Raw genomic sequence first — 25,420 nt, 5'->3', positions numbered from 1 at the left:
AAATCATTTCTCGACAGATTTCGCCGGCAGCAGATAGCCGGCGACCGAATGGTCGGGATTGAGGTATTTGGCGGCAACCGCCTTGATCTGGTCGGCGCTGACCGCCCGTATCCTGTCCGGCCACTGCCTGATGTCGTCGACGGTGCCGCCGGTGGCCAGCGTACTGCCATAGATATTGGCCATGCTCGCCTGGTTGTCGCGCGCAAAGATCATCGAGCGGACAAAACGGTCCTTGGCCTTTTCAAGCTCGTCCGATGTCACGCCATCCTTGATGATGCGGCGGATTTCGACGTCGACCGCGGATTCGACCTGCTGCAGCCCGGCCTCGCCACGCGGTGCGCCATAGACAGTGAAGCTGGTGTCGTCGACCATCGTCCCCTCGAAGAAGGCGCCGGCGGACGAGGCAATGCCATCCTTGACGACCAGAGCCTGGTAAAGCCGGCTGCGGTTGCCACCACCCAGGATCTCCGAAAGCAGGTCCAGCGCCTCGGCCTCGCCGGCTTCGGCGGTCTGGTAGGATGGCACCACCCAGGCCTTGGAGAAGCTGGGCACGCTCACCCGCTCGTCGGTAAGCTCGACCGTGCGCTTGGTGTTCTGCTCCGGCTCCGTCGGGCGGATACGCGGCGGAAGCTCGGGGCCACGCGCGACCTGGCCGTAGGTCTTCTCGGCAAGCGCCTTGACGTTTTCAGGCTCGACATCGCCGGCGACGATCAGGATCGCGTTGTTGGGCGCGTAATACCTGTCGTAGAAGGCGGTCGCATCGAGCCGGTTCAGCTTCTCGATCTCGTGCATCCAGCCGATGACCGGCGTGCGGTAGGGCTGGTTCTGGAACAGCGTCGCGTCGACTTCCTCGTTGAGCAGAGCGCCGGGATTGTTTTCGATGCGCGAGCGGCGTTCCTCGAGGATGACGTCTCGCTCGGGGCCGATCACCGCGTCGGTCAGGACGAGGTTGCGCATCCGGTCAGCCTCGAAGCCCATCATGGTTTCGAGCGCGCCGGGGGTCACCGTCTGGTGGTAGGCCGTGTAGTCGTAGGTGGTGAAGGCGTTCTCGCTGCCGCCGATCTCGGCGACCTTCTGGCCAAACTCGCCAGCCTTGTGGTTGGTCGTGCCCTTGAACATCAGATGTTCGAAGAAGTGCGCGATGCCGGACTTTCCCGGCATCTCGTCGGCGCTGCCGACCTTGTACCAGACCATGTGGGTGACGATCGGCGCGCGATGATCGGGGATGACCACCACCTGCATGCCGTTGTCGAGCGTGAAGCTGGTGACGTCCCAGTCGCCGCGCGGCGCTTCGGCCAGAACCGGTCCTGCCCACGCCAGGCCCAAGGCGAGCGCGGCCGGCAGCGAGCCCTTCGACCGCAAGAATCCCAAAATCATCAACTGCCTCTGAATGTGAACGTGCTGCCTTATAGGCGTTGGCACAAAGCGGCGGGAAGTGAATTGTTCGTAATGAAGCCCGAACAAGGCCACACTCAGGCGGCAAGCGCGCCAATTTTGCGAAACGGATGTGACGGCCGACAACAATTTCGCCAGATCCGGACTGCCAAGTCATTGGGATAGTTTGTATTGTTGGGCCTGGGAGAGGCGAACGCTGGTCCTCTTCGCAAGTCTCGTGAATGGAGAGCAAAAACAGGAGGAACGGCGATGACTGTAGTTGCGCATGCGGACCAACTGCGCGAAGAGTGGCGGGCGGGGGTCATCAGCCGGATGCAGATCTCGGCCCTCAACGGCGCAACTCAGCTTTGCATTTTCGAACAATGGCTGCAGCCAGAAGCCGGACCTCCCACGCATTGGCACCCTGTCGAGGAGGTGCTCACCGTACTCTCAGGCGAAGCCGAGATGTGGATCGACGAAAAACACGTTGTCCTCGCCGGCGGACAGTCGCTCATTGTTGCAGCCCGTCAAAAACACGGTTTCCGAAACGTCGGCTCTGGAACACTCCACGTGCATGCGGTGCTTGCAGCGCCAATCTTCGAGGCGACCTTTGACGGCTCCGCCGAGCCAGTGCGGCGCTGGATCCCGCGGCAGCCAGGCCCGAATTAAGCGATTGGATCGATCAGGCAGCTTCGATGAAGCGGATCACGGTCTCGCCATAGGAGCGTTCGTCGACGACGGAAAAGCCGGGGCCTGGCTCGAATGGAGCCGATGCCACTTCTTCAACCACGCACAGCGCGCCCGGCGCGAGCCAACCGCCGGCTTGGGCGGAACGTAACGCGCCTTCGCCCAGTCCCTTGCCATAGGGCGGGTCGGCAAAGACCAGGCCAAACGGTCCCAGCGTGCCGGCATCGCCGAGACCGGTCGCGTCGCGACGGAAGATCTTCGTCCGTCCGGTCAGTCCGAAGCTTTCGACATTGGTGCGGATGAGCCCGCGGCCCTCCGCAGACTCCTCGATGAACACACAATAGGAAGCACCGCGCGACAGCGCCTCGATGCCGAGCGCGCCGGTGCCGGCAAAAAGATCGAGCACGCGCGCGCCATCGAGCCTGCCGCCGAAGCGATGGGCGAGCATGTTGAACACCGCCTCGCGGGTGCGATCGGTGGTCGGGCGGATGGCGTTGTCACGCGGCGTGGCCAACGGCCTTCCGCGCAATTCGCCACCGACAACCCGCATCAGCCGCGATCCTTGCGCGGACCGCCCGGCCGGCCGCCACGCGGACCATCGCCCTTGGGCTTGTCGAAGCGAGGCTTGTCCGAGCGAGGCTTATCAAAGCGCGGCTTGTCGCGCGGCGGCCTCGCGGCTGCTTCGGCCTTGGCCTTTTCGCTCTGCGGACGCGCGCCCGGTGCCATCCAGACATTGGCCTTGCGCGCACCAGGGGTTTCGAACGGCTTCTTCTCGCGCTCGTCGCCCTTCCTGCCGCCAGACCGGGGCTTGTCACCGAACTTCGGCTTGTCGCCAAACTTGGGCCGATCACCGAATTTCGGCTTGTCGCCGAACTTTGGCTTGTCACCAAAACTCGGCTTGTCGCCGAAGGTGGGGCGCTCGGTCGACAGGCGTCCCAGCACGTCTTCGCGGTGACGTTCATTAGAACGCTTGCGGTTCTTGATCAGGCCGCCCTCGCCGATACGGCCGCGTTCGCCGTCACGCTGGAACTTCGGACGTGCCGGTTCTTCCTCGCGCGGCTCACGGGCGCGCACCGTGGGCTTGTTGGAGAAGGGGTTGACGATGTCGGCATCGAAATTGGCGCCGGCCTCCTCGATCAGCCGCTCGCCCAGCTGGTCGCGCAGCATCTTGCCCTTGATCTCCTGGACGTGCCCCTCGGGCAGTTCGCCGAGCTGGAACGGGCCATAGGAGATGCGGATCAGCCGGTTCACTTCCAGGCCGAGCGCGCCGAGGATGTTCTTGACCTCGCGGTTCTTGCCTTCGCGAAGGCCGATGGTGATCCAGGCATTGGTGCCCTGCTCGCGGTCGAGCGTCGCTTCGATCGAGCCGTAGAACACGCCCTCGACGGCGATGCCATCCTTGAGCCCGTCAAGCGTCTTCTGCTCGACCTTGCCATGGACGCGCACGCGGTAGCGCCGCAGCCAGCCGGTCGCCGGCAGCTCGAGCACGCGCGACAGCCCGCCGTCATTGGTCAGCAGAAGCAGCCCTTCGGTGTTGATGTCGAGACGGCCGATGGTCATCAGCCGCGGCAATTCGGCCGGCAGAACGTCGAAGACGGTCTTGCGGCCTTCGGGATCGCGGTTGGTCGTCACCAAGCCGGCCGGCTTGTGGAACAGGAACAGTCGGGTGCGCTCGATCGGCGGAATCTCGGTGCCGTCGAGGAAGATGACGTCGTTCGGCATGACGTTGAACGCCGGCGACGACAGCACCTGGCCGTTGACCCTGACGCGGCCAGCAGCGATCAATTCCTCGGCGTCGCGACGCGAGGCGATGCCAGCGCGTGCAAGGCGCTTGGCGATGCGCTCGCCCGGCTCGACTGCCTCCTCGGGACCGCGTGGACGCGGCTTGAAGCCGTCGTCCTTAGGACGATGGTCGCCTTGCGGCCTTGGACGGAACGTCCTCGCCTCGCCGCCTTCGCGCTTCTCATAAGGCCTGCCGCCCTCGGGGCGCGGGCCTGAGCGGAACGGGCGGTCGCCACTTGCAGGACGCGCCTCGCCGTCGCGTGGACGGAATTCGCGGTGCGGACGCTCGCCGCCTTCAGCAGGACGCGCACGATACGGCTTGTCACCACCAAAGGAGCGGCCGCCCTCGCGCTTCTCGTAAGGCTTGCCCTCGGGGCGCGGGCCTGAGCGGAACGGGCGGTCGCCACTTGCCGGCCGCGCCTCGCCGTCGCGCGGACGGAATTCACGATGCGGACGATCGCCGCCTTCAGCAGGACGCGCACGATACGGCTTGTCGCCACCAAAGGAGCGGCCGCCCTCGCGCTTTTCGTAGGGCTTGCCCTCGGGGCGCGGGCCCTTGTGGAATGGGCGCTCGCCGCCGGCAGGACGTGCCTCGCCGTCGCGCGGACGGAATTCGCGCTTGGGACGTTCGCCGCCCTCTGCGCCCTCGGCGGGACGCGCACGATAAGGCTTGTCGCCGCCAAAGGAGCGGCCGCCTTCGCGCTTCTCGTAAGGCTTGCCCTCAGGGCGCGGGCCCTTGCGGAATGGCGTTGCCGAACGTTCGGGACGCGCAGCACCGTCGCGCGGAGCAAAGTCGCGCTTTGGACGCTCGCCGCCCTCGGCACCTTCAGCGCGCTTCACAAAAGGTTTCTTGGCAAACGGCTTGGCGCCGCCTTCGGTGCGTGGCTTGCCGAATTTCTTCGCGCCGCCATCGCGGCCACCTGCGCCACCCGGCTTGGAGCCGCCCTTGCGCGGGAATTTCTTACGATCGTCGTCCATGGTGGCCTTTGCCCTTTTCGGCGGCTAGATAACAGGAAGCTCGGGGGTTAGCGAGGGGTAACAGGATGGTTGAGGCGTGAAACGGCCCGATTACATGGCATTGGCGTTCGCGGAAGCAGAAGCTGCTGCCAAACGCGGCGAGGTGCCGATCGGCGCAGTCATCGTCCGTGGCAGCGAAATCGTCGGCCGCGCAGGCAACCGCACGCGCGAACTGAACGACGCCACGGCCCATGCCGAGGTGCTGGCGATCCGCGAGGCGTCGGAGAAGTTCGGCTCCGAGCGGCTCACCGGCCACGACCTCTATGTCACGCTGGAACCCTGCACCATGTGCGCGGCCGCCATATCGTTTGCGCGGCTGAGGCGGCTCTACTTCGGCGCGGTCGACGACAAAGGCGGCGCTGTGGTCAGCGGCGTGCGCTTTTTCGCCGCGCCGACCTGCCACCACGCTCCTGACGTCTATCCGGGGATAGGCGAAACGCGGTCAGCCGAAATACTGAAAGGCTTCTTCAAGGACCGACGCGACCTATAGGTGGTCGCGACTCGTCAGCGATCGATCAGAACGGCCACCAGCTGCTGCCCTTCTTGGCAAGCTTCTTCTTGCGGCGTTCCTTCTTGATCTCGTCTTCGCCGAGTTCATCCTGCGCAGCACTTGCTGCGGCCTCGCGATACACCAGCGGCGGCTCGCTCAGATACTTGCGCGTGCTGGCACTGCCCTGCTTGTTCTCGCGCAGGCGGCGCTCGATCTCCACCTTGCGCTGCGCGGGCGTCCACTTGCTCATATCCGGGCCGTTCAGCGACGTCATGTCGTTGACGACCTGAGGCTCAAAGTTCGGATTGTCGCGATTCTTGGTCGCATCGTCGCGGATGCGGGCACGACGTGCCTCCGGCGATTCGGGCCAATCGGCGCTGGCCGTGCTGACGATGTTGTCCTGCGGCGCCGGAAGTGCTGCCTGCGCCCCGGTCTTGGGCTTCACCAGTTCAGGGCGCGGCTTGTAATCGATGCTGTTGGTCTTGGGCTTCATCGAGAACATGTTGGTGACGTCGCCGGCAAGCTGCTCGGTCGCTGTCTTGTCGGTGCCATAGGTGGGCGCGCTCATGCAGCCCGTCAGCGCCAGGCCGGAAACGGCGAGCGACGCAAGCAAAGCTCCACGCGCGCTGATGCGGTCCGTCATGCCAGTAATTTTCACTCGAACGCCTCTCGCTAGATGCCGGCCTTGAGCCGGGTCCCGATCCGTTTGCTCATCCGACGGAAATCCGGCGACAATTTGTCTGCCGAAGTTTCGCGCTTTTACCTTAATGGGCCGTCAAGGGCAACGACCGGCGGGAGATGTCCAACCGGTCGTTGCATTTCGGCAACCAGCCTAGAGCCGGCCAAGGGCCTGCAGTTCGTGCAGCGCGGCTGCGTCGCGGGCCGATACATCGGCAAATGCAGCGTCCGAGCCGACATCGCCGGTGTAGCGCCACGAACGTGCGCACTTGACCAGCCCGCGGCCATCCGCCTTCTCCACGACCACCGCCACGCCGGGAACCTCGCGCAAGGCGAAGGCATCAGCCGGAACGTCGCCGTGCGAGATGACGAGATCGCTGGTGATGCTGATCTCGGCCAGATCGATACCGGTCAGTGCCTCTTCGAGCACCGCATCGGTCATGTAGACGACCGGCACGGCCTCCAGGGACGAGCCGATGGTCTTCTTGGCACGCTCCAGTTCCAAGGCACCGGTCACCACGCTGCGAACCTGGCGGATCTTGCGCCATTTCTCGGCCAGCGCTTCGTCGCGCCAGGCAGCCGGCACGTCGGGGAACTGGTCGAGATGCACCGACTCGGACTGCGGGTTGCGCTCGAGCCACGCCTCTTCGGTGGTGAAAGGCAGCATCGGCGCCAGCCACTTGACCAGGCAGTTGAACAGTTCGCGCACGACATGGACGGCGGCCTTGCGACGCACGCTCGATGGCGCGTCGCAATAAAGCACGTCCTTGCGGATGTCGAAGTAGAAGGCCGACAGCTCGACGACCATGAAGTCGATCAGCGCACGCGTGATGCGCTTGAACTCGAAGTCGTCATAGCCCTTGCGCACCAGTGCATCGAGTTCGGCAAGCCGGTGCAGCATCAGCCGCTCCAGTTCCGGCATTTCGGCAAGTGCGATCTCCTCGCCTTCGTCATGGGCGAGCGTGCCGAGCATCCAGCGGATGGTGTTGCGCAGCTTGCGGTAGGCGTCGATGTTGGTCTGCAGCACGTTCTTGCCGAGGCGCTGGTCTTCCCAATAGTCGGTCGTCATCACCCACAGGCGCAGGATATCGGCGCCCGACTGCTTCATGACATCCTGCGGCACGACCGTGTTGCCGAGCGACTTCGACATCTTGCGGCCTTCCTCGTCCATGGTGAAACCATGGGTGACGACCGCCTTGTAGGGCGCACGGCCGCGGGTGCCGCAGCTTTCGAGCAGCGACGAATGGAACCAGCCGCGATGCTGGTCGGAGCCTTCGAGATAGACATCGGCCGGCCACTTCATGTCCGGACGGTCTTCCAGCGTGAACACATGCGTCGAGCCCGAGTCGAACCAGACGTCGAGGATGTCCATCACCTGCTTCCACGGCTCATTGGCGCGCGAACCCAGGAAACGCTCGCGCGCTCCTTCGGCAAACCAGGCGTCGGCACCTTCCTTTTCGAAGGCCTCGACGATGCGGGCATTGACCGCCTCGTCCTTCAGCACCTTGCCGTCGGCGTCGGCGAAGATGGCGATCGGCACGCCCCAGGCGCGCTGGCGCGACAGCACCCAGTCGGGGCGATCCTCGATCATCGCGCGCAGGCGGGTCTGGCCGGCGGCGGGCACGAAGCGCGTGTCGTCGATGGCCTGAAGCGCGCGGCTGCGCAGCGTCGTGCCGTCGCCGAGCTGCTTGTCCATGTAGACAAACCACTGCGGCGTGTTGCGGAAGATGATGGGCTTCTTCGAACGCCAGCTATGCGGATAGCTGTGCTTGAGACGACCCCGCGCGAACAGTGCCTTGCGCTTGATCAGTTCTTCGATCACCGCCTTGTTGGCGTCGCCCTTCTTGCCGTGATCGTCGATGACGCGGACTGCACCACCCTCACGATCGGGACCGAAGCCGGGCGCGTCCTTGGTCAGGAAGCCGGCATCGTCGACCGTGAAAGGGATCGCCGGGTCGATGCCGCGCTTCTCCAGCTCGGCAACCGCGTCCATCCACGCGTCGAAATCCTCGCGGCCATGGCCGGGTGCGGTGTGCACGAAGCCGGTGCCGGCGTCGTCGGTGACGTGGTCGCCCGACAGCATCGGCACGGGGAATTCGTAGCCGCCGCCAAGACCTTCGAGCGGATGAGAAAGCACAAGCTTTCCAAACTCTTCACCAGAAACGCTGCGAAGCAGATTCAACGTCACCTTGGCCTTGGCCGCAGCTTCTTCGGCCAGCGCTTCGGCAAAGATGAGCTTCTCGCCCGGCTGGGGGCCGAAATCGTTCTCGGCAGCTGTGACCTCGTACAGGCCATAACCGATGCGCGGCGAGTAGTTCACCGCACGATTGCCGGGGATAGTCCAGGGCGTGGTCGTCCAGATGACGACGTGGGCGCCGGCCAAGGCATCCGAGCCGGAAGCCACCGGGAACTTTACCCAGATCGTGTCGCTCTCGTAGTCCTGGTATTCGACTTCGGCCTCGGCAAGCGCGGTGCGCTCGACCACCGACCACATCACCGGCTTGGAGCCGCGATAGAGCTGGCCCGACATGGCGAACTTCAGGAGTTCACCGGCGATGCGCGCCTCGGCGTGGAAATTCATGGTCGTGTAGGGATTGTCGAAATCGCCGATGACGCCGAGGCGCTGGAACTCCTCGCCCTGGACCTTGATCCAGCCGGCGGCGAATTCGCGGCATTCCTTGCGGAACTCGTTGATCTCGACTTCGTCCTTGTTCTTGCCGGCGGCGCGGTACTTCTCCTCGATCTTCCACTCGATCGGCAGGCCGTGGCAGTCCCAGCCCGGCACGTAGTTCGAGTCATAGCCGCGCATCTGGAACGAGCGGGTGATGACGTCCTTGAGGATCTTGTTCAGCGCATGGCCGATGTGGATGTTGCCGTTGGCATAGGGCGGGCCGTCGTGGAGCACATACTTCTCGCGCCCGGCAGCGCTTTCGCGCAGGCGCTTGTAGAGGCCCATCTTCTGCCAGCGAGAGACCGTCACCGGCTCCTTCTCAGGCAGGCCGGCGCGCATCGGAAACTCCGTCTGCGGCAGGTAGAGGGTCTTGGAATAGTCGATCTTTTCGGACGTATCGGTCATCTGTCTTGCCATCTTGCCCGGCAAAGCTGCCACGGGCGTTCAACTGTCGTGATCTGGAAAAGGCGCCCTACGGCGCGCACGCAAAGTCGTCCCGGACTTGCGGACGCGTCAAAGCGTCCGGAAGGCCGGGCCCATAATTCGTATCGAAGTCGCGAAGATAGGCGCGAGAAATCTCATGGCCGCGCTTTTAGCGGAGGCGCGACGCGGAATAAAGCGTCTAATTCGCCCGAATTCAAAGGTTGAAGTCGAAGCGGTAGCTGGTCGAGACGCCAACCGTCAGCTGGTCGCGCGAACCACGCTCCTTGACGATGGTGGAATCCGCCGCCGGCCCCATCAGTCGCGAATACTCGGTGAACAGGCTGGCGGTGACATTGTCGGTCGCCTTCCAGGTGATCGCACCGCCGATGCCTGCCGACTTCATGCCGCTGCCCGGATCATACTGGCTGATGCCTGATGCCAGCGCTTCCTGCGCGCTGACACCGTAGTAGGTGTCGAAATAGTCGTCAGTGGCGAAAGAAACGCGCGGCCCGCCGGAAACTCGGATCGTCGGCGTCACATCGTGGAAGGCATCGACAGCAACGTCGGCGACAATGCCGCTATGAGCGCGGATGCCGTGGCGCACTTCGGCCCGGGCACGCACCCAGTCGGTCGGATAGAACTCGAAGAACCCGCCGACTTCGCCGCCCCAGCGAACATCGTGGAGCCCCTGGAGCTCGTCCTCGGCATCGCGGCCGAAGATGATCTTGCCGTTGAGACCGGCACGCACGCCGCCGCCGTCGATCAAGGCCAGGGAAATATTATCATTGCGCGAGGAAAAGCGCGTCTCGCTGCCAGCCTTGCCGAGCGAGATGATCGGCTGGGCGGAGAACATGTATTTCTTGGAGCCTTCGAAGCTGGGCGCGACCATGCCAGTGGCGCCGAGCGTCAGGTACCAGTCGCCGGAAAGGAAGCCGAAAGCGCCCTCGCCGGCCATCGCCGGTCCATTGACCAAGGCAAGAACGGAAACCGCTGCCGAAATACGACCGATAGACCTCATCACAACCCCGCGTACGCTACGAAACCAATCGCCAGGAATAATCGGTGTGACGCCAACAACGTAAAATTTGAATTAAGTTCGTTCGTTCGCACTGACGTTTATTTCCCTCCCAGGTTGCCCGCCACTGGACCGACTCGGTTGCCAAGACTAGCCTCCGAAACCGGCACGACGCCACCGTTGTTGAAAATTGTTCAATTCAAGGAGACGGGATCGATGGCAACTTCCGATCAAATGCCCCAGGGCAACCTCGCCGAAATGCGCTCGAAATGGGGCTGGTTCGTCGCGCTTGGCGTGCTCGTGCTGGCGCTCGGCATCATTGCGGCCGGCAACCTTCTGGCCGCCACCGTAGTGTCGGTATTCTTCGTCGGATCGCTGATGATCGTGGCAGGCGTGATCGAGATCATCCACGCGTTCGGCGTGAAGAGCTGGGGCAGCTTCTTCTGGTGGCTGCTTGGCGGCGTCCTCTATGTCGTCGCCGGCTGGCTCGCCTTCGTCAACCCGGTGCTGACCTCGGCCATCCTGACACTGCTGCTTGCCGCCAGCCTCGTCGCCTCGGGACTGATGCAGATCTGGATGGGCATCAAGGGCAAGTCGGCTCTGGCCAGTTGGGGCTGGATCGTCGCAGCCGGTGTCGTCACCGTGCTGGCAGGCCTTGTCATCGCCGCAGGCTGGCCGGTCAACAGCCTCATCATCCTCGGCATCTTCCTGGCCGTCGACCTGATGTTCCAGGGAATCACCTACATCGCCTTCGGCCTGGGGCTGAGGAAAGGCGCCTAGAAGGCGATCGCCCGATCAAGCTCCGAGAGAGGGCGCACGCCGGAGAGCAGCGCCCTCGCCTCGACTTCGTCGCGCTTCATCTGGACAACCAGTGCGTCGAGGCCTTCGAATTTCACCTCGCCCCTGAGGTAGCCGAAGAACGACACCGAGGCGATCTCACCATAGAGATCGCCGGTGAAGTCGAAGACAAAGGTTTCCAGCAGCGGCGCGCCATGGTCATCGACAGTCGGGCGGCGGCCGAAGCTGGCAACGCCGTCATGTAGCGTGCCATCGGCACGGCGGAAGCGAACGGCATAGATGCCCTCCTTGAGCCCGGCCTCGGACGACAGCCGCATGTTGGCTGTCGGAAATCCCAGCGTCCGGCCCAATTTCGCGCCACCCACGACCTCGGCCTCGACCGTGTAGCGATAGCCGAGCAAGCCGGCCGCTTCGGCCGCCTCGCCTTCGGCCAGCAGTTCGCGGATACGGCTTGACGATATGATCTCGGTGCCCTCGTCGCGAAAGGCGTCGACCAGCGTCACCCCAAAACCGTGGCGTTCGCCCGCTGCCATCAGGAAGGCCGGGCCGCCCTGGCGGTTCTTGCCGAAGTGAAAATCGAAGCCGGTCACCGCGTGGCTGATACCAAGCTGCTGCTCAAGTATGGCGATGACGAAGTCCTCGGCGGAGAGGCCGGAAAATTCGCGCGTGAAAGGCCGCTCGATGACCCCGGCGAAGCCAAGCGCCTCGATCAGCCGCGCCTTGACATGCGGCGGCGTCAGCACGAACAGCGGCACATCAGGCCGGAACACCTTTCGCGGGTGCGGTTCGAAAGTCAGCACCAGTGCCGGCACGCCGCGCTGGCGCGCCTCTTCCAGCGCGCGTTCCAGCACCGCCTGGTGGCCGCGATGGATGCCGTCGAAATTGCCTATGGCAACGACGCCGCCGCGCAGCCAATCCGGCACTGCTTCCTCACCTGCAACGCGAAGAAAGGCCTGTTCCATCGTTTCGCCTACCGAAGCCTTGGAATGGTGGCCACCGGTGCGTAGCCATGCTTGTCGAGAAACGCTGCAAGCTTGTCGGCATCGGGTGCCAGTGGATCGCCATAGTCGCGGGCGTGAATGCCGCCCGAGACATAAAGAACGTCGACGCCGTTGTCGGCGGCACCCTTGACGTCGGTGAACATGCCGTCGCCGATGGCAAGCGCTTCGGATGCCTTGACCTCGCGGCCGAGTACTTCGCCGGCAGCGGCGAGTGCTGCCTCATAGATCGGCCGGTGCGGCTTGCCCGAAACCAGCGTACGACCGCCAAGCTGGCCATAGTCACGCGCCAGCGCTCCAGCGCACCAGATCAGTTCGTGACCACGCTCGACCACGATATCAGGGTTGGCGCAGATGAACGGCAGGTTGCGGGCCCGCAGGCGCCGCAGCATCTCGGCATAGTCGTCGGGCGTTTCGGTCTCGTCGTCGAAAAGCCCGGTGCAGACCACGACGGACGCCTCGAACTCCTCGACCAGATCGACATCGAGACCGTCATAGATCGGGAAGTCGCGCTCAGGCCCGATATGGAAGACGCGGCGTGGCCCGGAGCTGATCAGGTCGCGCGTCACGTCACCCGAGGTGACGACGCGATCCCAAGCGGAAGCCGGCACGCCGAGGTTCGCCAGTTGTACGATGACACCGTCGCGCGGGCGCGGTGCGTTGGTGATGAGCACGACGGCCACACCCTTCGCGCGTGCCGCCTCAAGCGCTGCCGCTGCTTCCGGGAAAGCGTGCACACCATTGTGGATGACGCCCCAGACGTCGCACAGCAGGGCCGAGTAGCGGCCCGTGAGGGCTTCGAGCGACGCGATTGATTGCGGCAAACCCGCCATTGTCTGTCCTTCGATCGTTCCCAAAGGGGGAGTTTTGGCCGAGCGGCCAGGAAGCCCGGAATTATCCGAACCAGCCCTGCCTGTCACCAGCTTTCGCGGCATGACGTCCCAACACCGACGAAACCGCAGTTCGCCCGCAGGCACATTGGTTATCGCTTTACTAAGCAATCACTCATATTTCTCGCGATTTCGAGAACCGCAAATTTAAGGATTTCATGAGATCGTCCCTAGGTTGAGCTTGGGGAAGCAATCCAATGATCCGCAAATTCCTGAAGGATACGCGCGGCAGCTATGCCATTCTGACGGTCGCAGCGATGGTGCCGATCATGGGCGCGCTGGCGCTTGCCATCGATTACGCGGAAGTGTCGCGACAGCGCGAGGTGGTGCGCAACGCACTCGATGCTGCCGGCATGGCGGTTGCGCGGCGAATTCTCGATGGCAAGCCGGGCGAACAGCCGACGGACGACCAATTGAAGGCTTATGCCACCGATTTCTTCAACAACAATCTCGGCTCGGTCAAACCTGCCAACGCCCCGCTGAAGGTGACGCTTCCGAACGCCGAATTCGGCGGCGGAACCTTGGAAATGGAGTCCACGCTCAAATATGAGCCATATTTCCTGCCTGCTGCAGCCGCGCTGATAGGCAAGTCCAGCAGTGACATTGACCTGAACTTTGTCGTCCGATCGGGCATCCGCCTGAAGAACACGCTGGAAGTAGCTCTGGTGCTCGATAACTCGGGATCGATGAGCTACCTCGGATCTGGCACCGGCCAGAAACGCATCGACTTGCTGAAAAACGCATCCAAGCAGCTTGTCGACACTCTGGCTATGCAAGCCCTGCAGATGAAACAGATCGACAAGCCGGTTCAATTTGGGCTTGTGCCCTTTGCGGCCTCGGTCAATGTCAGCCCCACCAATGCGAACCAGTCATGGATGGATGTCGACGGAATCTCGCCGGTCCATCACGAGAATTTCGACTGGTCTACATTGAACGCATCAAACAAGTACGCCGAAAAGACGGGCGATGTCTGGTACAAGCGGGGCAACGGCTGGGGTGAAACAGAGGACACCCCGCTGACACGGTTTTCGCTTTACATGGACACCGAGAAAGTCGTGGCGCGCGAGTTCGTCGAGACCAGCCGCGAATGGGTCTGCGTGAAGAAGAAAAACGGCAAATGCCAGACATATGACTGGAAGATCGAGGGATACAACGTCGATATTCCCGGGCCTTTCGCGACCTGGCAAGGCTGTGTCGAGGCGCGGCCAGCCCCCTACAACAACAACGATGTCACTCCCAGCACGAGCAATGCTGCGACACTCTTCGTGCCGATGTTCGCGACCGACGAGCCTGGCGACAATTGGGCAACCGAGACGGACAGCACCCCAGACGACCGCAACGCGGTCAACAATTGGTGGAACGATGGCATCGAGGGTTCCGACACACTGACCAACAATCGCTCCCGTCAAAAGAACATGACGAAGTACTTCGATATTCGTCCCTTCGATGCCGACCCTCCCAAGAAGGGCAACGGGCCAAATTACTCCTGCACGACAAACCCGATCACCCCGTTGCGGGATGTCAGCAAGGCGGACGAGAAGCAGCAGATCAAGGCCGCGATCGACGAGATGACGCCAAGCGGCAACACCAACGTGCCTGAAGGCACTGCTTGGGGCTGGCGTGTTGTCTCGAGCGGAGCCCCCTTCACCGAAGGCAGGGCGGACGGTGAGAGGGGAAATGACAAGGTCGTCATCGTGCTCACCGACGGCGCCAATACCTATGGCGACCTTGGAAGTGCCGATCCTGCCGGCAACAAATCGACATATGCGGCATATGGCTACACGGGCAAGGGCTACAATGGCAGCGGCACCAGCCGCATCTTCATGGACACCAGTTCCGCTGTCGGCAAGTCCACCTACACCAGCGAGAACTACCAAGCCGCGATGGACGAGCAGATGCAGCAGGTCTGCACCAAAGCCAAGGGAACAAGTGCCCGCAATGACCAAGGCGAAGGCAACGACAGCATTATCGTCATGACCGTCTCCCTGGATCTCACCGAAGCCAAGAGCGATGAGAAGAAGGCTATCGCCGCTCTCAAGAATTGTGCGTCCTACTCCCGCACGACGGTTGGGAAGAAGCTGTATTGGAATGCCACCGGCGACACCCTGATGCAGGTCTTCAAGGAAATCGCGGACGAGCTGTCCAACCTGCGCATCGTCAGCTGACGCAGACTGTCACCGACGGACAAAAGGCGCCCTCCCTCGCGGACGGGCGCCTTTTTCATGTCAGTCCATATGTGCAGCCGGTGCACCGGCGGCGGCCTGCGCCTTCGGCTTGCGTAGCAGCAACGCCAGGGGGATGGCGCAGAGCGAGACGATCATCATCAGCTTGAAATCGTCGATGTAGGAAATCATCAGCGACTGGATGTTGACTAGGCCGTCGACCTGCGACAAGGCGGCCGGGTTGCCGGCGGCAGCGCCCGGCGACAGCGCCATCAGGTTGGGGTTGAAGGGCGTGATGTTGGCCGACAGCTCGGCGTGGTTGATCTGAACGTTGCGCGTCAACAGCACCGTGACGATCGAGATGCCGATCGAGGAGCCGATGTTGCGGACGAGGCTGAACAGGCTCGCGGCATCGGTCCGGTGTCGCGGCTCCAGCGTCGCGAATGCCACCGTCGACAGCGGCACGAACACCAGGCCCAGCCCAAGCCCCTGGATCACGCCGGTCGAGACGATCAGGAAGGCGTCCATCTGTGGCGTGAAGCCGGTCATGTAGTAGAGCGAGATCGCCGTCAGCAGCAGGCCCGCGACAACCAGGTAGCGGTTATCGACCAGCCGTACCAGGCGCCCAACGAGCAGCATCGCAACCATTGTGCCGACGCCGCGCGGCGCCATGACCAGGCCGGTGGTGATGGTGGGATAGCCATAGATGCGCGTCAGCATCGGCGGCAAGAGCGCCAGGCTGGCGAGCAGGATGACACCAATGACAAAGATGAACACCAACCCGGTCACGAAATTGCGGTCGGTGAAGATCTTGGGGTCGAGGAACGTATTCTTGGACGTCGCCATGTGCACGGCGAACACCCAGAAACCGGTGATGGCGAGCCCAAGCTCGATCCATATCTCGACAGCCGAGAACCAGTCGACTTCGCCGCCACGGTCGAGCATGAGCTGGAGCGCGCCGACGCCGAGCGACAGCATGGCGAAGCCGAAGAAATCGAAACCGCGCAGGCGCTTGACCACGGCTGGCAGATAGGCAGCCGAGCCCATGAAAGCGACGATGCCCACTGGCAGATTGATGAAGAACACCCAGCGCCAGTTGAAGCTCTCGGTCAGCCAGCCGCCAAGCGTCGGGCCGATGATCGGGCCGACCATGATGCCGGCGCCCCACATGGCCATTGCCTGGCCGTGGCGTTCCTTGGGGTTGATGTCGAGCAGGAAGGTCTGGCTGAGCGGCACGATCGCCGCGCCGAACACACCCTGCAGGACGCGGAACAGCACCATCGATTCCAGGCTCCAGGCAACGCCGCAGAGCATCGACATGATGGTGAAGCCGACGACCGAAACGAGGAACAGTTCCTTGCGGCCGAAGCGATCCGACATCCAGCCGGTCAGCGGCGTCATGATGGCGGCGGCGACGATGTAGGACGTCAGCACCCAGTTGATCGTGTCCTGGGAGGCGCCGAGGTCGCCGACCATCGAGGGCAGCGCGACGTTGGCGATGGTGGTGTCGAGCACCTGCATCACCGTCGCAAGCATGATGGCGACGGTGATCAATCCGCGATGCGGCACATCGGTGAGAGACTTTGCGGCTGCCTGGCTCATTCGACCAACCCTTGGGACCTTGTGGTCGTCAAGCGGCGACCGGAAAACCGGAGGGCCGGCCGCATATGGCGGCCGGCTCGATCCTGGACTTTATGCGCACCCTTGGTGGGGTGTTATTCCGCTGCCACCGCGTGGCCGAAGATGCTGCCAAAGCCGCGCGAGACACCGGTGTCGATCGACACGGTTGCGCTCATGCCCGTGCGCATGGCCAGCCCGCCGTCGGCAGTATCGACCTTGACGCGCACCGGAATGCGCTGGGTCACCTTGACCCAGTTGCCGGTGGCGTTCTGTGCCGGCAGCAGCGAGAATTCCGCGCCGGTGCCCGCGCCGATCGCCTCGACCGTGCCGCGGAAGGTGCGGTCCGGATAGGTGTCGAGCACGATCTCGGCCTCCTGGCCGGGCTTCATGTGGGTCAGCTGCGTTTCCTTGAAATTGGCCTCTACCCAGGTGTCGCCGGTCTCGACCAGGCTGAACAGTGCGGTTCCGGCGCCGACATACTGGCCGATCTTGAAGGATGCTGCCTGCGAGACCACGCCATCCGCGGGAGCACGCACCGTCGTTTGGGCCAGATCGAAAGCTGCCTTGTCGCGTGCTGCCAGCGACGACAGCACCGTGGGATGCTGGTCGGCCTCGATGTCCGGGTTGCCGCCGAGCGCGGCCTTGGCGCTGACGATGCCCTGCACGGCAGCGCTGTGCTGTTCCTGGGCCTTGTCGAGGTCCATGCGGGCCTCGTCCAGGGACGACTTCGTGTTCACGCCCTTGGTGACGAGCCCGTTGCTGCGGTCGAACTGCGCCTGGGCATAATCGAGACCGCTGGCCGCTACACGCTCCTGTGCCACGGCCTGGCTATAGCCGGCACGAAGCTGCTCGACATTGAGCCGTGCAGCCGCAAGTGCGGCATCGGCCTGGGCCAGCGCGATCCGGTAAGGCTCGGGATCGACCTGGAACAGCTCGTCTCCAGCCTTCACGGCAGTATTGTCGGCGACGTCGACCTTGACGATCCGACCGGCCGCCTCCGAGGCGATGTTCACCCTGGCCTGGCGCAGATTTGCGTTTTCGGTTTCCTGATAGCGACCACCGGTCACCCAGAAATAGCCGCCGCCGACCACCAGGGCCAACGGCAATGCAGCCATCAGCACCAGGCGACCACGCTTCTTGGGCGCCGGTTCGGGCGCTGCCGGCGGAAGCTGGCTTGCCGCCGCGAGTTCGACCTTTGCGCTGTCTTCGTTCACTTTCGCCACCGCGTTCATTTCGTCTTCTCTCTCAAACAATTCGCATCGGCGGGTTCGCCCGCGGAAAGGTTGTCGACTATGGTACGCAAGGCATGGACCGTGGCGAGGCGCTCTTCGTCGGAAAGTCCGCTCAGCGCCCGCTCGTAGACCTCACCCGCAACGGCTTTGACCTTGGAAAAGGCCTCAAGTGCCCTTTCGGTCGGGAAAATCATGCGCACACGCCTATCGGAGGCGCCTTGCCGGCGCTCGATCCAGCCGCCCGCCTCCATGCGGTCCAGCAGCCGCGACACGCTGATCGGCTCGATTTCGAGAAGTTCGGCAAGGCGCGCCTGCGCCACGCCCTCGTCCTTGACCAGCCTGACGAGCAGTCGCCATTGCGCTGCCGACAGGCCGAACTCACTGCCGCGCTGCTCGAAATTGCGCCGTATCAGGCGCGCCGCGTCATGGATGAGGAAACCCAGCCTTTCGGTACCGTCATTTTTCATGAGCGGCATATATTATAAGCATGCTTACCATTCAAGGGCTAATGTTACGCCTGGCATAGGTGCCCGCGCGACGATTAGGCCCCTGTTAATCACGGCCGCACATCGTTTACGAAAAGGACCACACGCCACGGGACCGATTGCATGCAAAACCCGCCGCCGAACCGGCGCTATCTCCTGAAAGCCCTTGCCGGCATGGGCGTCTTGGCACCCTTGCCGCTCTGGGCCGCGCCTCTGCCGACGGTGGAGGAAGTTGCCTTCGACCCCGACATCCCTGCGCTGGGCAATCCGGATGGCAACGTTACCGTCGTCGAGTATACGGACTACCAGTGCCCCTACTGCAAACTAAGTTACATCGAACTGTCGAAAGTAATGGCCGAGGACGGCAACATTCGACTCGTGCTCCGCGACTGGCCGATCTTCGGGCAGGTTTCCCGCAACGCAGCGCTCCTGACGCTGGCGTCGCACAGCCAGGGGCGTTACGCCGAGGCCGTGAAGACGCTGATGACGGCCAACGAGCGCCTGACCTTTCGCAGCACCGCCAATCTTCTCAGCGATGCCGGCATCGACGTCGAGTTGGCCCGGAACGAACTCGGCGCGCGACAGGATATCCTCGTCAGCCTGCTGACGCGAACCGAAGCGCAGGCCAAAGCCTTCCAGCTCAAGGGCACCCCTGGCTTCCTGATCGGCAAGTCGCTGTACAAGCGCGGCATGACGGCCGACGACTTCCGCAAGGCCATCGCCCAGGCACGCGCTTAATTCGCCGAAATCTGGCTGTCGTGAAGCTGTCGTTCCCTTGACAGTAAAAGGGCGACAGACTATCTCACCGTCACGTTAGCACTCGCCTGAAGTGAGTGCTAACCAAGTCCGGCCAGACCGGACCGAGGGTTCTCAACAGTCCACCGAGGAAGTTCAAATGGCAAAGTCGAAGTTCCGCCCGCTTCATGACCGCGTGGTCGTTCGCCGGGTCGAATCCGAATCCAAGACCGCCGGCGGGATCATCATCCCCGATACGGCCAAGGAAAAGCCGCAGGAAGGCGAAATCGTCGCCGTCGGCTCTGGCGCGCGCGATGAAGCCGGCAAGCTCGTTCCGCTGGACGTCAAGGCTGGCGACCGCGTGCTGTTCGGCAAGTGGTCGGGCACCGAAGTGAAGCTCAATGGCGAAGACCTTCTGATCATGAAGGAATCCGACATCATGGGCATCATCGGCTAATCGCCACCCATCCGCACCATCCAATCTGAAATTCGGGCCTCCAAGGCCCATCGAGGAGCTTAAAATGGCTGCCAAGGAAGTAAAATTCTCCCGCGACGCCCGCGAGCGCATGCTGCGCGGTGTCAACATCCTCGCCGACGCGGTCAAGGTGACCCTCGGCCCCAAGGGCCGCAACGTCGTCATCGACAAATCGTTCGGCGCCCCGCGCATCACCAAGGACGGCGTCACCGTCGCCAAGGAAATCGAGCTTGAAGACAAGTTCGAGAACATGGGCGCGCAGATGGTCCGCGAAGTTGCTTCGAAGACCAACGACATCGCCGGCGACGGCACCACGACCGCGACCGTTCTGGCCCAGTCGATCGTTCAGGAAGGCCACAAGGCCGTTGCCGCCGGCATGAACCCGATGGACCTGAAGCGCGGCATCGACCTGGCCGTGGCTGAAGTCGTCACCCACCTCGTCAAGAGCTCGAAGAAGATCAAGACTTCGGAAGAAGTCGCGCAGGTCGGCACCATCTCGGCAAACGGCGAGAAGGAAATCGGCTCGATGATCGCGGAAGCGATGCAGAAGGTCGGCAACGAAGGCGTCATCACGGTTGAAGAAGCCAAGACCGCCGAGACCGAGCTTGAAGTCGTCGAAGGCATGCAGTTCGACCGCGGCTACCTCAGCCCCTACTTCGTCACCAACCCCGACAAGATGGTTGCTGACCTCGAAGACGCCTACATCCTCCTGCACGAGAAGAAGTTGTCGAACCTCCAGGCCATGCTGCCGGTCCTCGAGGCCGTCGTGCAGACCTCGAAGCCGCTGCTCATCATCTCGGAAGACGTCGAAGGCGAGGCTCTGGCCACGCTCGTCGTCAACAAGCTGCGTGGCGGCCTGAAGATCGCTGCCGTCAAGGCTCCGGGCTTCGGCGATCGCCGCAAGGCCATGCTGGAAGACATCGCCATCCTGACCGGTGGCCAGGTCATCTCCGAAGACCTCGGCATCAAGCTCGAGAACGTCGGCCTCAACATGCTCGGCCGCGCCAAGAAGGTGTCGATCTCCAAGGAGAACACCACCATCGTCGACGGCGCCGGCAAGAAGGCAGAGATCCAGGGCCGCGTCGCCCAGATCAAGCAGCAGATCGAAGAGACCACGTCGGACTACGACAAGGAGAAGCTGCAGGAACGTCTCGCCAAGCTGGCAGGCGGCGTTGCCGTCATCCGCGTCGGCGGTGCGACCGAGATCGAGGTCAAGGAGCGCAAGGACCGCGTCGACGACGCGCTGAACGCAACCCGCGCCGCTGTTGAAGAAGGCATCGTTCCTGGCGGTGGCGTGGCTCTGCTGCGCGCTTCGCTCGCCATCAAGGCGACCGGCGAGAACTCCGACCAGGCCGCCGGCATCAACATCGTCCGTCGCGCTCTGCAGGCTCCGGCCCGCCAGATCGCTTCGAACGCTGGTGCCGAGGCTTCGATCGTTGCCGGCAAGATCCTCGAGAACAAGACGGCTACCTTCGGCTACAACGCCCAGACCGGCGAATACGGCGACATGATCGCTTTCGGTATCGTCGATCCGGTCAAGGTCGTTCGTACCGCTCTGCAGGACGCAGCTTCGGTTGCCGGCCTGCTCGTCACCACCGAAGCCATGATCGCCGAAGCTCCGAAGAAGGACTCGGCTGGCGGCGGCATGCCTGGCGGCATGGGCGGCGGCGGCATGGGCGGCATGGGCGGCATGGATTTCTAATCCAGCCATCTGGCTCAAGCTTACGGAAAGGGCGCCTTCGGGCGCCCTTTTTCGTTGCGTCAAAGATTCCAGAAGAAATTTACAATCAGGCGGAACCTTTTCCGGATGTCGACGTTTTGAACCTGTCCGAGGCACGTCCGGATGGAGCAATCCTGAAGGAAAACCAAAGGACAAACAGGACGCCTCCAGCACTTCAACAGGTGCGGGAGGCGTTCTCTTTTGTGCCTGTGAACGGCCAGCTTTGTGCCTGGAGCGATCAGCGCGCGCCGGATGCCATCGCCAGCGGTTCGCGAACACCCGCAGACATGCGTATCTCGGCAACAGCCCTTTGCAGCGGGCCATTGACCCGAAGTGCTTCGCGGCCGGCCGCGATCGTCAGGTCGACCTGATCGACCGGCAAGCTCAGCCGGGTCGGTACGCGGTTGAGCTTGGCCTGCTGCGACGTGTCGAGATCGCCGAACGAAAGGTGCTCGACCACCAACTGCACATCCCTGCAATTCCAGCCGGCCAGGGAGCCGCGGTGACGCCGTACCGCTTCGGCAGACAGGCCGCATCGAAAACGGATGAGTTCGCCACGCCATTCGCCGACAGCGAATGTGAGCGCGTCGAGCTGGTCGCGCACCAAGGCCGCCATTGTCGTCTCGGTGACCGCTTCGAGCAGATTGCCAAGCCTTGGGCCCCTGATCGTGTCGCCCCAGTTGACCTCTGCAGCGCGGCCGGCGTCCGCCACGATGAACAGCAGCTTGCGCAGCTTGACCGCGGCAGCCGGCGAAAGCGGGCCGTAGGGCGTGCCGGCGGCTGAACGCTCGATGGTAAAGCCGGTGATGCCGAGATTGTCGGTCAGCCCGCCGTCGAGCAGCTTGACGTAATCCAGGCTGTCGGTCTCGTGGTAGGACCGGATGGCGCCGGCATAGGCCTTGAGCCTGACCGATGCATCGGGATCGGCGAGGGCCCGGCTCAGCCATTCCGGCTGGCGGTAGCCGCAATCCGGCTTGAGGGCCGAAACAACGACCGGAGCGAAGACGACGGGTACGGCGGCCGAAGCCGCAACGGCGTCGGCAAGCCTGACCTTGTCCAGATCGCTGCACAGGGCGGCGAAGGTGTCATAGGTGAACAGGAAGGGCGTGCGGTTGTAGATGTCGGAGGCATTGATCCAGACGATCGGTCCATCCGGCCGCCTGAAATCCTCATAGGTCGCGCCGTTGAAGAGATTGTCGTCGAGCCATTTGGCAAAGCCATTGCGGTCGTTGACCCCGCCATTGAGCGCGCGGATCAGGTTTACCGGCGACAGAGTCGACTTCCTGAGATTGGCTTCGGCATTCTGGATGAGGAATTTTTCGCGGAAGTCGCGATAGTCGTCCCTGCCCTTGTAGCCGAAATAGGACGCGGCAACTGCGCCGCCGGAGGCACCCGAAATCATGCGGATGTCGTCGACGAGGCTGCGCCTGACCGGGCTCTCATCGATGACCATGTCGTCGAGTTCGCGCAGCACGCCATAAGCGAAGGCCGCAGCGCGCGTGCCGCCGCCGGAGAACGCCAGCCCGACCACTGTCGAGCCGTCGTCGCCGGGATCGGGGATGAACTCCGGTGATGCAAGCCCGACCTGCGAAGTGAGGACATTTATCGGGCCGACATCGTCCGCGACGCAGCCCGCGGACAACAGACCTGCAGCGATCGCAAGGACACGACCAAATGCCAATCGCATGCAACTCCCCCTTGGCACTCGATTTCCGCCTGAACCTAACCGGATCGATATGCCCTCGCAACGGATCGGCGGCCGGAACCCTTGGCGGTTCCGGGCGTTGAAGGTCGCACCAGCCACAGGAGATGCGAAATGGTGAACAAGGACCAGGTCAAGGGCGTTGCCAAGCAGGTTGCCGGCTCCGTCAAGGAAGCAGCAGGCAAAGCCAGCGGCAACAAGGAAACCCAGGCCAAGGGCACCGCCGAGAAGATCGTCGGCAAGGTGCAGAAGGCCTATGGCGATACCAAAGAGAAGATCAAGAAGGCACTGTGAACCACGCTCACCGATAGGAAACGAGGCGGCTGGGCCGCCTTTTTTCATGCCCGGAGCGTGCAAGCTGAAATGACTTCCAACTTGAACCGATTAGCTTTCCCGACCGGACCATTCTCCGCTTGATGCCTTGGGTGCAACGCGATAGGCCGTTGCCCGCAACGACATTTTCGGAGACCTGATCGTGACAGCCCAGAAGACCAGAACCGAGACCGACACCTTCGGACCGATCGAGGTCGCTTCCGACCGCTATTGGGGCGCGCAGGCGCAGCGCTCTCTGGGCAATTTCAAGATCGGCTGGGAAAAGCAGCCGCTTTCCGTCGTACGCGCGCTGGGCATCGTCAAGCGCGCCTGCGCCGAAGCGAACATGGCGCTTGGCCGCCTCGACCCCAAGGTCGGCAATACCGTGGTGGCAGCCGCTCAGGAAGTCATCGACGGCAAGCTTAACGACCACTTCCCGCTCGTCGTCTGGCAGACCGGCTCGGGCACGCAGTCGAACATGAACGCCAACGAGGTGATCTCCAACCGCGCCATCGAAATGCTGGGCGGCGAGATGGGCTCGAAGAAGCCGGTCCATCCCAACGACCACGTCAACATGAGCCAGTCGTCGAACGACACCTACCCGACGGCCATGCATATCGCCTGCGCCGAGCGCATCGTCCACGACCTCATGCCGGCGCTGAAGCACCTGCATGCCGCCCTCGACAAGAAGGCACGCGAATTCGACCACATCATCAAGATCGGCCGCACCCACACCCAGGATGCGACGCCGCTGACGCTTGGCCAGGAATTCGGCGGCTATGCCGCGCAGGTCGCCTCGTCGATCAAGCGCATCGAACTGACACTGCCGGGCCTGCAGGAACTGGCCCAAGGCGGTACCGCCGTCGGCACCGGCCTCAACGCGCCGATCGGCTTTGCCGAGAAGGTGGCCGAGCAAATCGCGGCCATCACCGGCCTGCCTTTCGTCACAGCGCCGAACAAGTTCGAAGCGCTTGCCGCACACGACTCGATGGTCTTCTCGCACGGCGCCATCAACGCGGCCGCCGCCTCCCTGTTCAAGATCGCCAACGACATCCGCTTCCTCGGCTCGGGCCCGCGTTCGGGCCTCGGCGAGCTGGCGCTGCCCGAAAACGAGCCCGGCTCGTCGATCATGCCGGGCAAGGTCAACCCGACCCAGTGCGAGGCGCTGACCCAGGTCTGCGTCCAGGTCTTCGGCAACAATGCAGCGCTGACCTTTGCCGGCAGCCAGGGCCATTTCGAGCTCAACGTCTACAACCCCGTCATGGCCTACAACTTCCTGCAGTCGGTGCAGTTGATGGCGGACGCTGCGGTCTCGTTCACCGACAACTGCGTCGTCGGCATCGAGGCGCGCGAGGACAACATCAAGGCTGCCCTCGACCGTTCGCTGATGCTGGTCACAGCCCTGGCGCCGACCATCGGCTACGACAACGCCGCCAAGATCGCCAAGACCGCGCACAAGAACGGCACCACCCTACGCGAGGAGGCCCTCGCAACCGGCCTGGTTAGCGCCGACGACTACGACCGCATCGTCCGTCCTGAGGACATGACCCGCCCGGGTTGAGGTGCCCAGCGCAAATTCATTCCATTAGTGAACGATCTGTCGACACATTCGCACCTTTAGTGAACAGTCGAAATCCGTTAGGTGTGGGGCATCGAAATTCAACGGAGCCCCACCCCAATGTCCAACGCTTCCATCGCTTCTGAAAAGGCTGTCAGCGGCAACGCCTCGGCCCTTATCCTCGCAGGCCGCGTCCTGCTTTCGGTCATCTTCATCCTCGCCGGCTTTGCCAAGCTAACCGCCATTTCCGGCACCGCCGGCTGGTTTGCCAGCATCGGCCTGCCCGCTCCGACCGTAACGACGGTCGTTGTCGGCCTGGTTGAACTGGTCGGTGGCATCGCCGTCCTGGTCGGCTTCCAGACCCGCATCGCCGCCATCCTGCTCGGCGTCTTCACGCTGGCCGCAACTGCTATCGCCCACACCGACTTCGCCGATCAGGTCCAGATGATGTTCCTGCAGAAGAACCTGGCGATTGCCGGCGGCCTGTTCGTGCTCGCCGCCTTCGGCGCCGGCGCACTGTCGATCGACGGCCGTCGCAGCTAAGTTTTATAAATTCCTCCCAAGGAATGGCCCGGGCTTGTCCCGGGCTTTTTTGT

At 63.1% G+C, this 25,420-nt stretch carries 22 protein-coding genes; 10 read left to right on the top strand and 12 right to left on the bottom strand.

The window, feature by feature from the left end:
• Positions 1-3 precede the first annotated feature (3 nt).
• A complete protein-coding gene (locus WHT83_RS13020; RefSeq protein ID WP_108608625.1) occupies positions 4-1,377 on the bottom strand; it encodes a pitrilysin family protein in 1,374 nt (457 codons plus the stop codon).
• 267 nt (positions 1,378-1,644) lie between these two features.
• Here WHT83_RS13020 and WHT83_RS13015 point away from each other — a divergent pair, with 267 nt between their 5' ends.
• On the top strand, positions 1,645-2,043 hold the full coding sequence (locus tag WHT83_RS13015) for a cupin domain-containing protein (RefSeq protein WP_183262092.1): 399 nt from the start codon (positions 1,645-1,647) through the stop codon (positions 2,041-2,043).
• 13 nt (positions 2,044-2,056) lie between these two features.
• Here the strand turns inward: WHT83_RS13015 and rsmD are convergent, their stop codons facing one another.
• Positions 2,057-2,611: a 16S rRNA (guanine(966)-N(2))-methyltransferase RsmD gene (rsmD, locus tag WHT83_RS13010; protein ID WP_183262094.1), complete on the bottom strand. Its 555-nt coding sequence runs from the start codon at positions 2,609-2,611 to the stop codon at positions 2,057-2,059.
• Complete coding sequence (locus WHT83_RS13005; protein WP_406871386.1) at positions 2,611-4,821, bottom strand: pseudouridine synthase; 2,211 nt, start codon at positions 4,819-4,821, stop codon at positions 2,611-2,613. The genes rsmD and WHT83_RS13005 overlap by 1 nt, the downstream gene beginning before the upstream one ends.
• Positions 4,822-4,897: 76 nt before the next feature.
• Between WHT83_RS13005 and WHT83_RS13000 the strand changes: the two genes are divergently transcribed.
• The gene (locus WHT83_RS13000; protein ID WP_183262098.1) at positions 4,898-5,350 is read left to right on the top strand and encodes a nucleoside deaminase; all 453 of its coding nucleotides are present in this window, start codon (positions 4,898-4,900) and stop codon (positions 5,348-5,350) included.
• A 25-nt stretch (positions 5,351-5,375) separates the two neighbouring features.
• On the opposite strand, the gene WHT83_RS12995 is transcribed toward WHT83_RS13000, so the two are convergent.
• The 3 genes from WHT83_RS12995 to WHT83_RS12985 all read right to left on the bottom strand — a co-directional run bounded on the left by WHT83_RS12995 (position 5,376) and on the right by WHT83_RS12985 (position 10,140).
• The gene (locus WHT83_RS12995) at positions 5,376-5,993 is read right to left on the bottom strand and encodes a hypothetical protein (protein WP_183262100.1); all 618 of its coding nucleotides are present in this window, start codon (positions 5,991-5,993) and stop codon (positions 5,376-5,378) included.
• A gap of 189 nt (positions 5,994-6,182) precedes the next feature.
• Positions 6,183-9,104: an isoleucine--tRNA ligase gene (ileS, locus tag WHT83_RS12990; protein WP_406871385.1), complete on the bottom strand. Its 2,922-nt coding sequence runs from the start codon at positions 9,102-9,104 to the stop codon at positions 6,183-6,185.
• A gap of 232 nt (positions 9,105-9,336) precedes the next feature.
• The gene (locus WHT83_RS12985) at positions 9,337-10,140 is read right to left on the bottom strand and encodes a MipA/OmpV family protein (RefSeq protein ID WP_108608631.1); all 804 of its coding nucleotides are present in this window, start codon (positions 10,138-10,140) and stop codon (positions 9,337-9,339) included.
• A 213-nt stretch (positions 10,141-10,353) separates the two neighbouring features.
• Between WHT83_RS12985 and WHT83_RS12980 the strand changes: the two genes are divergently transcribed.
• On the top strand, positions 10,354-10,917 hold the full coding sequence (locus WHT83_RS12980; RefSeq protein ID WP_406871384.1) for an HdeD family acid-resistance protein: 564 nt from the start codon (positions 10,354-10,356) through the stop codon (positions 10,915-10,917).
• Here WHT83_RS12980 and WHT83_RS12975 read toward each other — a convergent pair.
• Both WHT83_RS12975 and WHT83_RS12970 read right to left on the bottom strand, forming a co-directional pair.
• Positions 10,914-11,897, bottom strand: coding sequence for a bifunctional riboflavin kinase/FAD synthetase (locus WHT83_RS12975; RefSeq protein WP_406871383.1), 984 nt, complete (start codon positions 11,895-11,897; stop codon positions 10,914-10,916). The two genes, WHT83_RS12980 and WHT83_RS12975, sit on opposite strands and share 4 nt — an antisense overlap.
• Positions 11,898-11,905: 8 nt before the next feature.
• Positions 11,906-12,766, bottom strand: a complete 861-nt coding sequence (locus WHT83_RS12970; RefSeq protein ID WP_108608634.1) for a TIGR01459 family HAD-type hydrolase — start codon at positions 12,764-12,766, stop codon at positions 11,906-11,908.
• Positions 12,767-13,020: 254 nt separating this feature from the next.
• Between WHT83_RS12970 and WHT83_RS12965 the strand changes: the two genes are divergently transcribed.
• Entirely contained in the window at positions 13,021-14,988 is a 1,968-nt protein-coding gene (locus WHT83_RS12965) for a pilus assembly protein TadG-related protein (RefSeq protein WP_108608635.1), read from the top strand.
• Between the two features lie 60 nt (positions 14,989-15,048).
• Here WHT83_RS12965 and WHT83_RS12960 read toward each other — a convergent pair whose 3' ends face one another.
• The 3 genes from WHT83_RS12960 to WHT83_RS12950 all read right to left on the bottom strand — a co-directional run bounded on the left by WHT83_RS12960 (position 15,049) and on the right by WHT83_RS12950 (position 18,304).
• The gene (locus WHT83_RS12960; protein WP_406871382.1) at positions 15,049-16,587 is read right to left on the bottom strand and encodes a DHA2 family efflux MFS transporter permease subunit; all 1,539 of its coding nucleotides are present in this window, start codon (positions 16,585-16,587) and stop codon (positions 15,049-15,051) included.
• 113 nt (positions 16,588-16,700) lie between these two features.
• A complete protein-coding gene (locus WHT83_RS12955; protein ID WP_406871381.1) occupies positions 16,701-17,837 on the bottom strand; it encodes an HlyD family secretion protein in 1,137 nt (378 codons plus the stop codon).
• Entirely contained in the window at positions 17,834-18,304 is a 471-nt protein-coding gene (locus tag WHT83_RS12950; protein ID WP_183262399.1) for a MarR family winged helix-turn-helix transcriptional regulator, read from the bottom strand. Before WHT83_RS12950 ends, WHT83_RS12955 begins: the two co-directional genes overlap by 4 nt.
• A gap of 141 nt (positions 18,305-18,445) precedes the next feature.
• Between WHT83_RS12950 and WHT83_RS12945 the strand changes: the two genes are divergently transcribed.
• The 3 genes from WHT83_RS12945 to groL all read left to right on the top strand — a co-directional run bounded on the left by WHT83_RS12945 (position 18,446) and on the right by groL (position 21,234).
• Positions 18,446-19,060 carry a DsbA family protein gene (locus tag WHT83_RS12945; RefSeq protein ID WP_406871380.1) on the top strand — a complete coding sequence of 205 codons (615 nt, stop codon included), beginning with the start codon at positions 18,446-18,448 and terminating at the stop codon, positions 19,058-19,060.
• Between the two features lie 157 nt (positions 19,061-19,217).
• Entirely contained in the window at positions 19,218-19,514 is a 297-nt protein-coding gene (gene groES / locus WHT83_RS12940; protein WP_018427182.1) for a co-chaperone GroES, read from the top strand.
• A 64-nt stretch (positions 19,515-19,578) separates the two neighbouring features.
• Entirely contained in the window at positions 19,579-21,234 is a 1,656-nt protein-coding gene (groL, locus tag WHT83_RS12935; RefSeq protein WP_108608640.1) for a chaperonin GroEL, read from the top strand.
• Between the two features lie 256 nt (positions 21,235-21,490).
• Here the strand turns inward: groL and WHT83_RS12930 are convergent, their stop codons facing one another.
• The gene (locus WHT83_RS12930) at positions 21,491-22,939 is read right to left on the bottom strand and encodes a patatin-like phospholipase family protein (RefSeq protein ID WP_406871379.1); all 1,449 of its coding nucleotides are present in this window, start codon (positions 22,937-22,939) and stop codon (positions 21,491-21,493) included.
• Positions 22,940-23,068: 129 nt separating this feature from the next.
• Here WHT83_RS12930 and WHT83_RS12925 point away from each other — a divergent pair, with 129 nt between their 5' ends.
• From WHT83_RS12925 to WHT83_RS12915, 3 genes are all read left to right on the top strand, one after another.
• Positions 23,069-23,248, top strand: coding sequence for a CsbD family protein (locus WHT83_RS12925; RefSeq protein WP_183262114.1), 180 nt, complete (start codon positions 23,069-23,071; stop codon positions 23,246-23,248).
• Positions 23,249-23,429: 181 nt separating this feature from the next.
• Entirely contained in the window at positions 23,430-24,827 is a 1,398-nt protein-coding gene (gene fumC, locus WHT83_RS12920; protein WP_406871378.1) for a class II fumarate hydratase, read from the top strand.
• Positions 24,828-24,944: 117 nt separating this feature from the next.
• On the top strand, positions 24,945-25,367 hold the full coding sequence (locus tag WHT83_RS12915) for a DoxX family protein (RefSeq protein WP_108608643.1): 423 nt from the start codon (positions 24,945-24,947) through the stop codon (positions 25,365-25,367).
• Positions 25,368-25,420: the final 53 nt, after the last annotated feature.

The sequence above is a fragment of the Aminobacter sp. P9b genome, assembly GCF_045345995.1.
Classification (GTDB): domain Bacteria; phylum Pseudomonadota; class Alphaproteobacteria; order Rhizobiales; family Rhizobiaceae; genus Aminobacter; species Aminobacter niigataensis.
The sequence above is the reverse complement of the archived record's forward strand: the minus strand, read 5'-3'. Positions and strand labels throughout refer to the sequence as shown.

Excerpts from the sequence above, each read along its gene's own strand:
- WHT83_RS13020 (WP_108608625.1), bottom strand. The coding sequence starts at position 1,377 with ATGATTTTGGGATTCTTGCGGTCGAAGGGCTCGCTGCCGGCCGCGCTC.
- WHT83_RS13015 (WP_183262092.1), top strand. The coding sequence starts at position 1,645 with ATGACTGTAGTTGCGCATGCGGACCAACTGCGCGAAGAGTGGCGGGCG.
- rsmD (WP_183262094.1), bottom strand. The coding sequence starts at position 2,611 with ATGCGGGTTGTCGGTGGCGAATTGCGCGGAAGGCCGTTGGCCACGCCG.
- WHT83_RS13005 (WP_406871386.1), bottom strand. The coding sequence starts at position 4,821 with ATGGACGACGATCGTAAGAAATTCCCGCGCAAGGGCGGCTCCAAGCCG.
- WHT83_RS12995 (WP_183262100.1), bottom strand. The coding sequence starts at position 5,993 with ATGACGGACCGCATCAGCGCGCGTGGAGCTTTGCTTGCGTCGCTCGCC.
- ileS (WP_406871385.1), bottom strand. The coding sequence starts at position 9,104 with ATGACCGATACGTCCGAAAAGATCGACTATTCCAAGACCCTCTACCTG.
- WHT83_RS12985 (WP_108608631.1), bottom strand. The coding sequence starts at position 10,140 with ATGAGGTCTATCGGTCGTATTTCGGCAGCGGTTTCCGTTCTTGCCTTG.
- WHT83_RS12980 (WP_406871384.1), top strand. The coding sequence starts at position 10,354 with ATGGCAACTTCCGATCAAATGCCCCAGGGCAACCTCGCCGAAATGCGC.
- WHT83_RS12975 (WP_406871383.1), bottom strand. The coding sequence starts at position 11,897 with ATGGAACAGGCCTTTCTTCGCGTTGCAGGTGAGGAAGCAGTGCCGGAT.
- WHT83_RS12970 (WP_108608634.1), bottom strand. The coding sequence starts at position 12,766 with ATGGCGGGTTTGCCGCAATCAATCGCGTCGCTCGAAGCCCTCACGGGC.
- WHT83_RS12965 (WP_108608635.1), top strand. The coding sequence starts at position 13,021 with ATGATCCGCAAATTCCTGAAGGATACGCGCGGCAGCTATGCCATTCTG.
- WHT83_RS12960 (WP_406871382.1), bottom strand. The coding sequence starts at position 16,587 with ATGAGCCAGGCAGCCGCAAAGTCTCTCACCGATGTGCCGCATCGCGGA.
- WHT83_RS12955 (WP_406871381.1), bottom strand. The coding sequence starts at position 17,837 with ATGAACGCGGTGGCGAAAGTGAACGAAGACAGCGCAAAGGTCGAACTC.
- WHT83_RS12950 (WP_183262399.1), bottom strand. The coding sequence starts at position 18,304 with ATGAAAAATGACGGTACCGAAAGGCTGGGTTTCCTCATCCATGACGCG.
- WHT83_RS12945 (WP_406871380.1), top strand. The coding sequence starts at position 18,446 with ATGCAAAACCCGCCGCCGAACCGGCGCTATCTCCTGAAAGCCCTTGCC.
- groES (WP_018427182.1), top strand. The coding sequence starts at position 19,218 with ATGGCAAAGTCGAAGTTCCGCCCGCTTCATGACCGCGTGGTCGTTCGC.
- groL (WP_108608640.1), top strand. The coding sequence starts at position 19,579 with ATGGCTGCCAAGGAAGTAAAATTCTCCCGCGACGCCCGCGAGCGCATG.
- WHT83_RS12930 (WP_406871379.1), bottom strand. The coding sequence starts at position 22,939 with ATGCGATTGGCATTTGGTCGTGTCCTTGCGATCGCTGCAGGTCTGTTG.
- WHT83_RS12925 (WP_183262114.1), top strand. The coding sequence starts at position 23,069 with ATGGTGAACAAGGACCAGGTCAAGGGCGTTGCCAAGCAGGTTGCCGGC.
- WHT83_RS12915 (WP_108608643.1), top strand. The coding sequence starts at position 24,945 with ATGTCCAACGCTTCCATCGCTTCTGAAAAGGCTGTCAGCGGCAACGCC.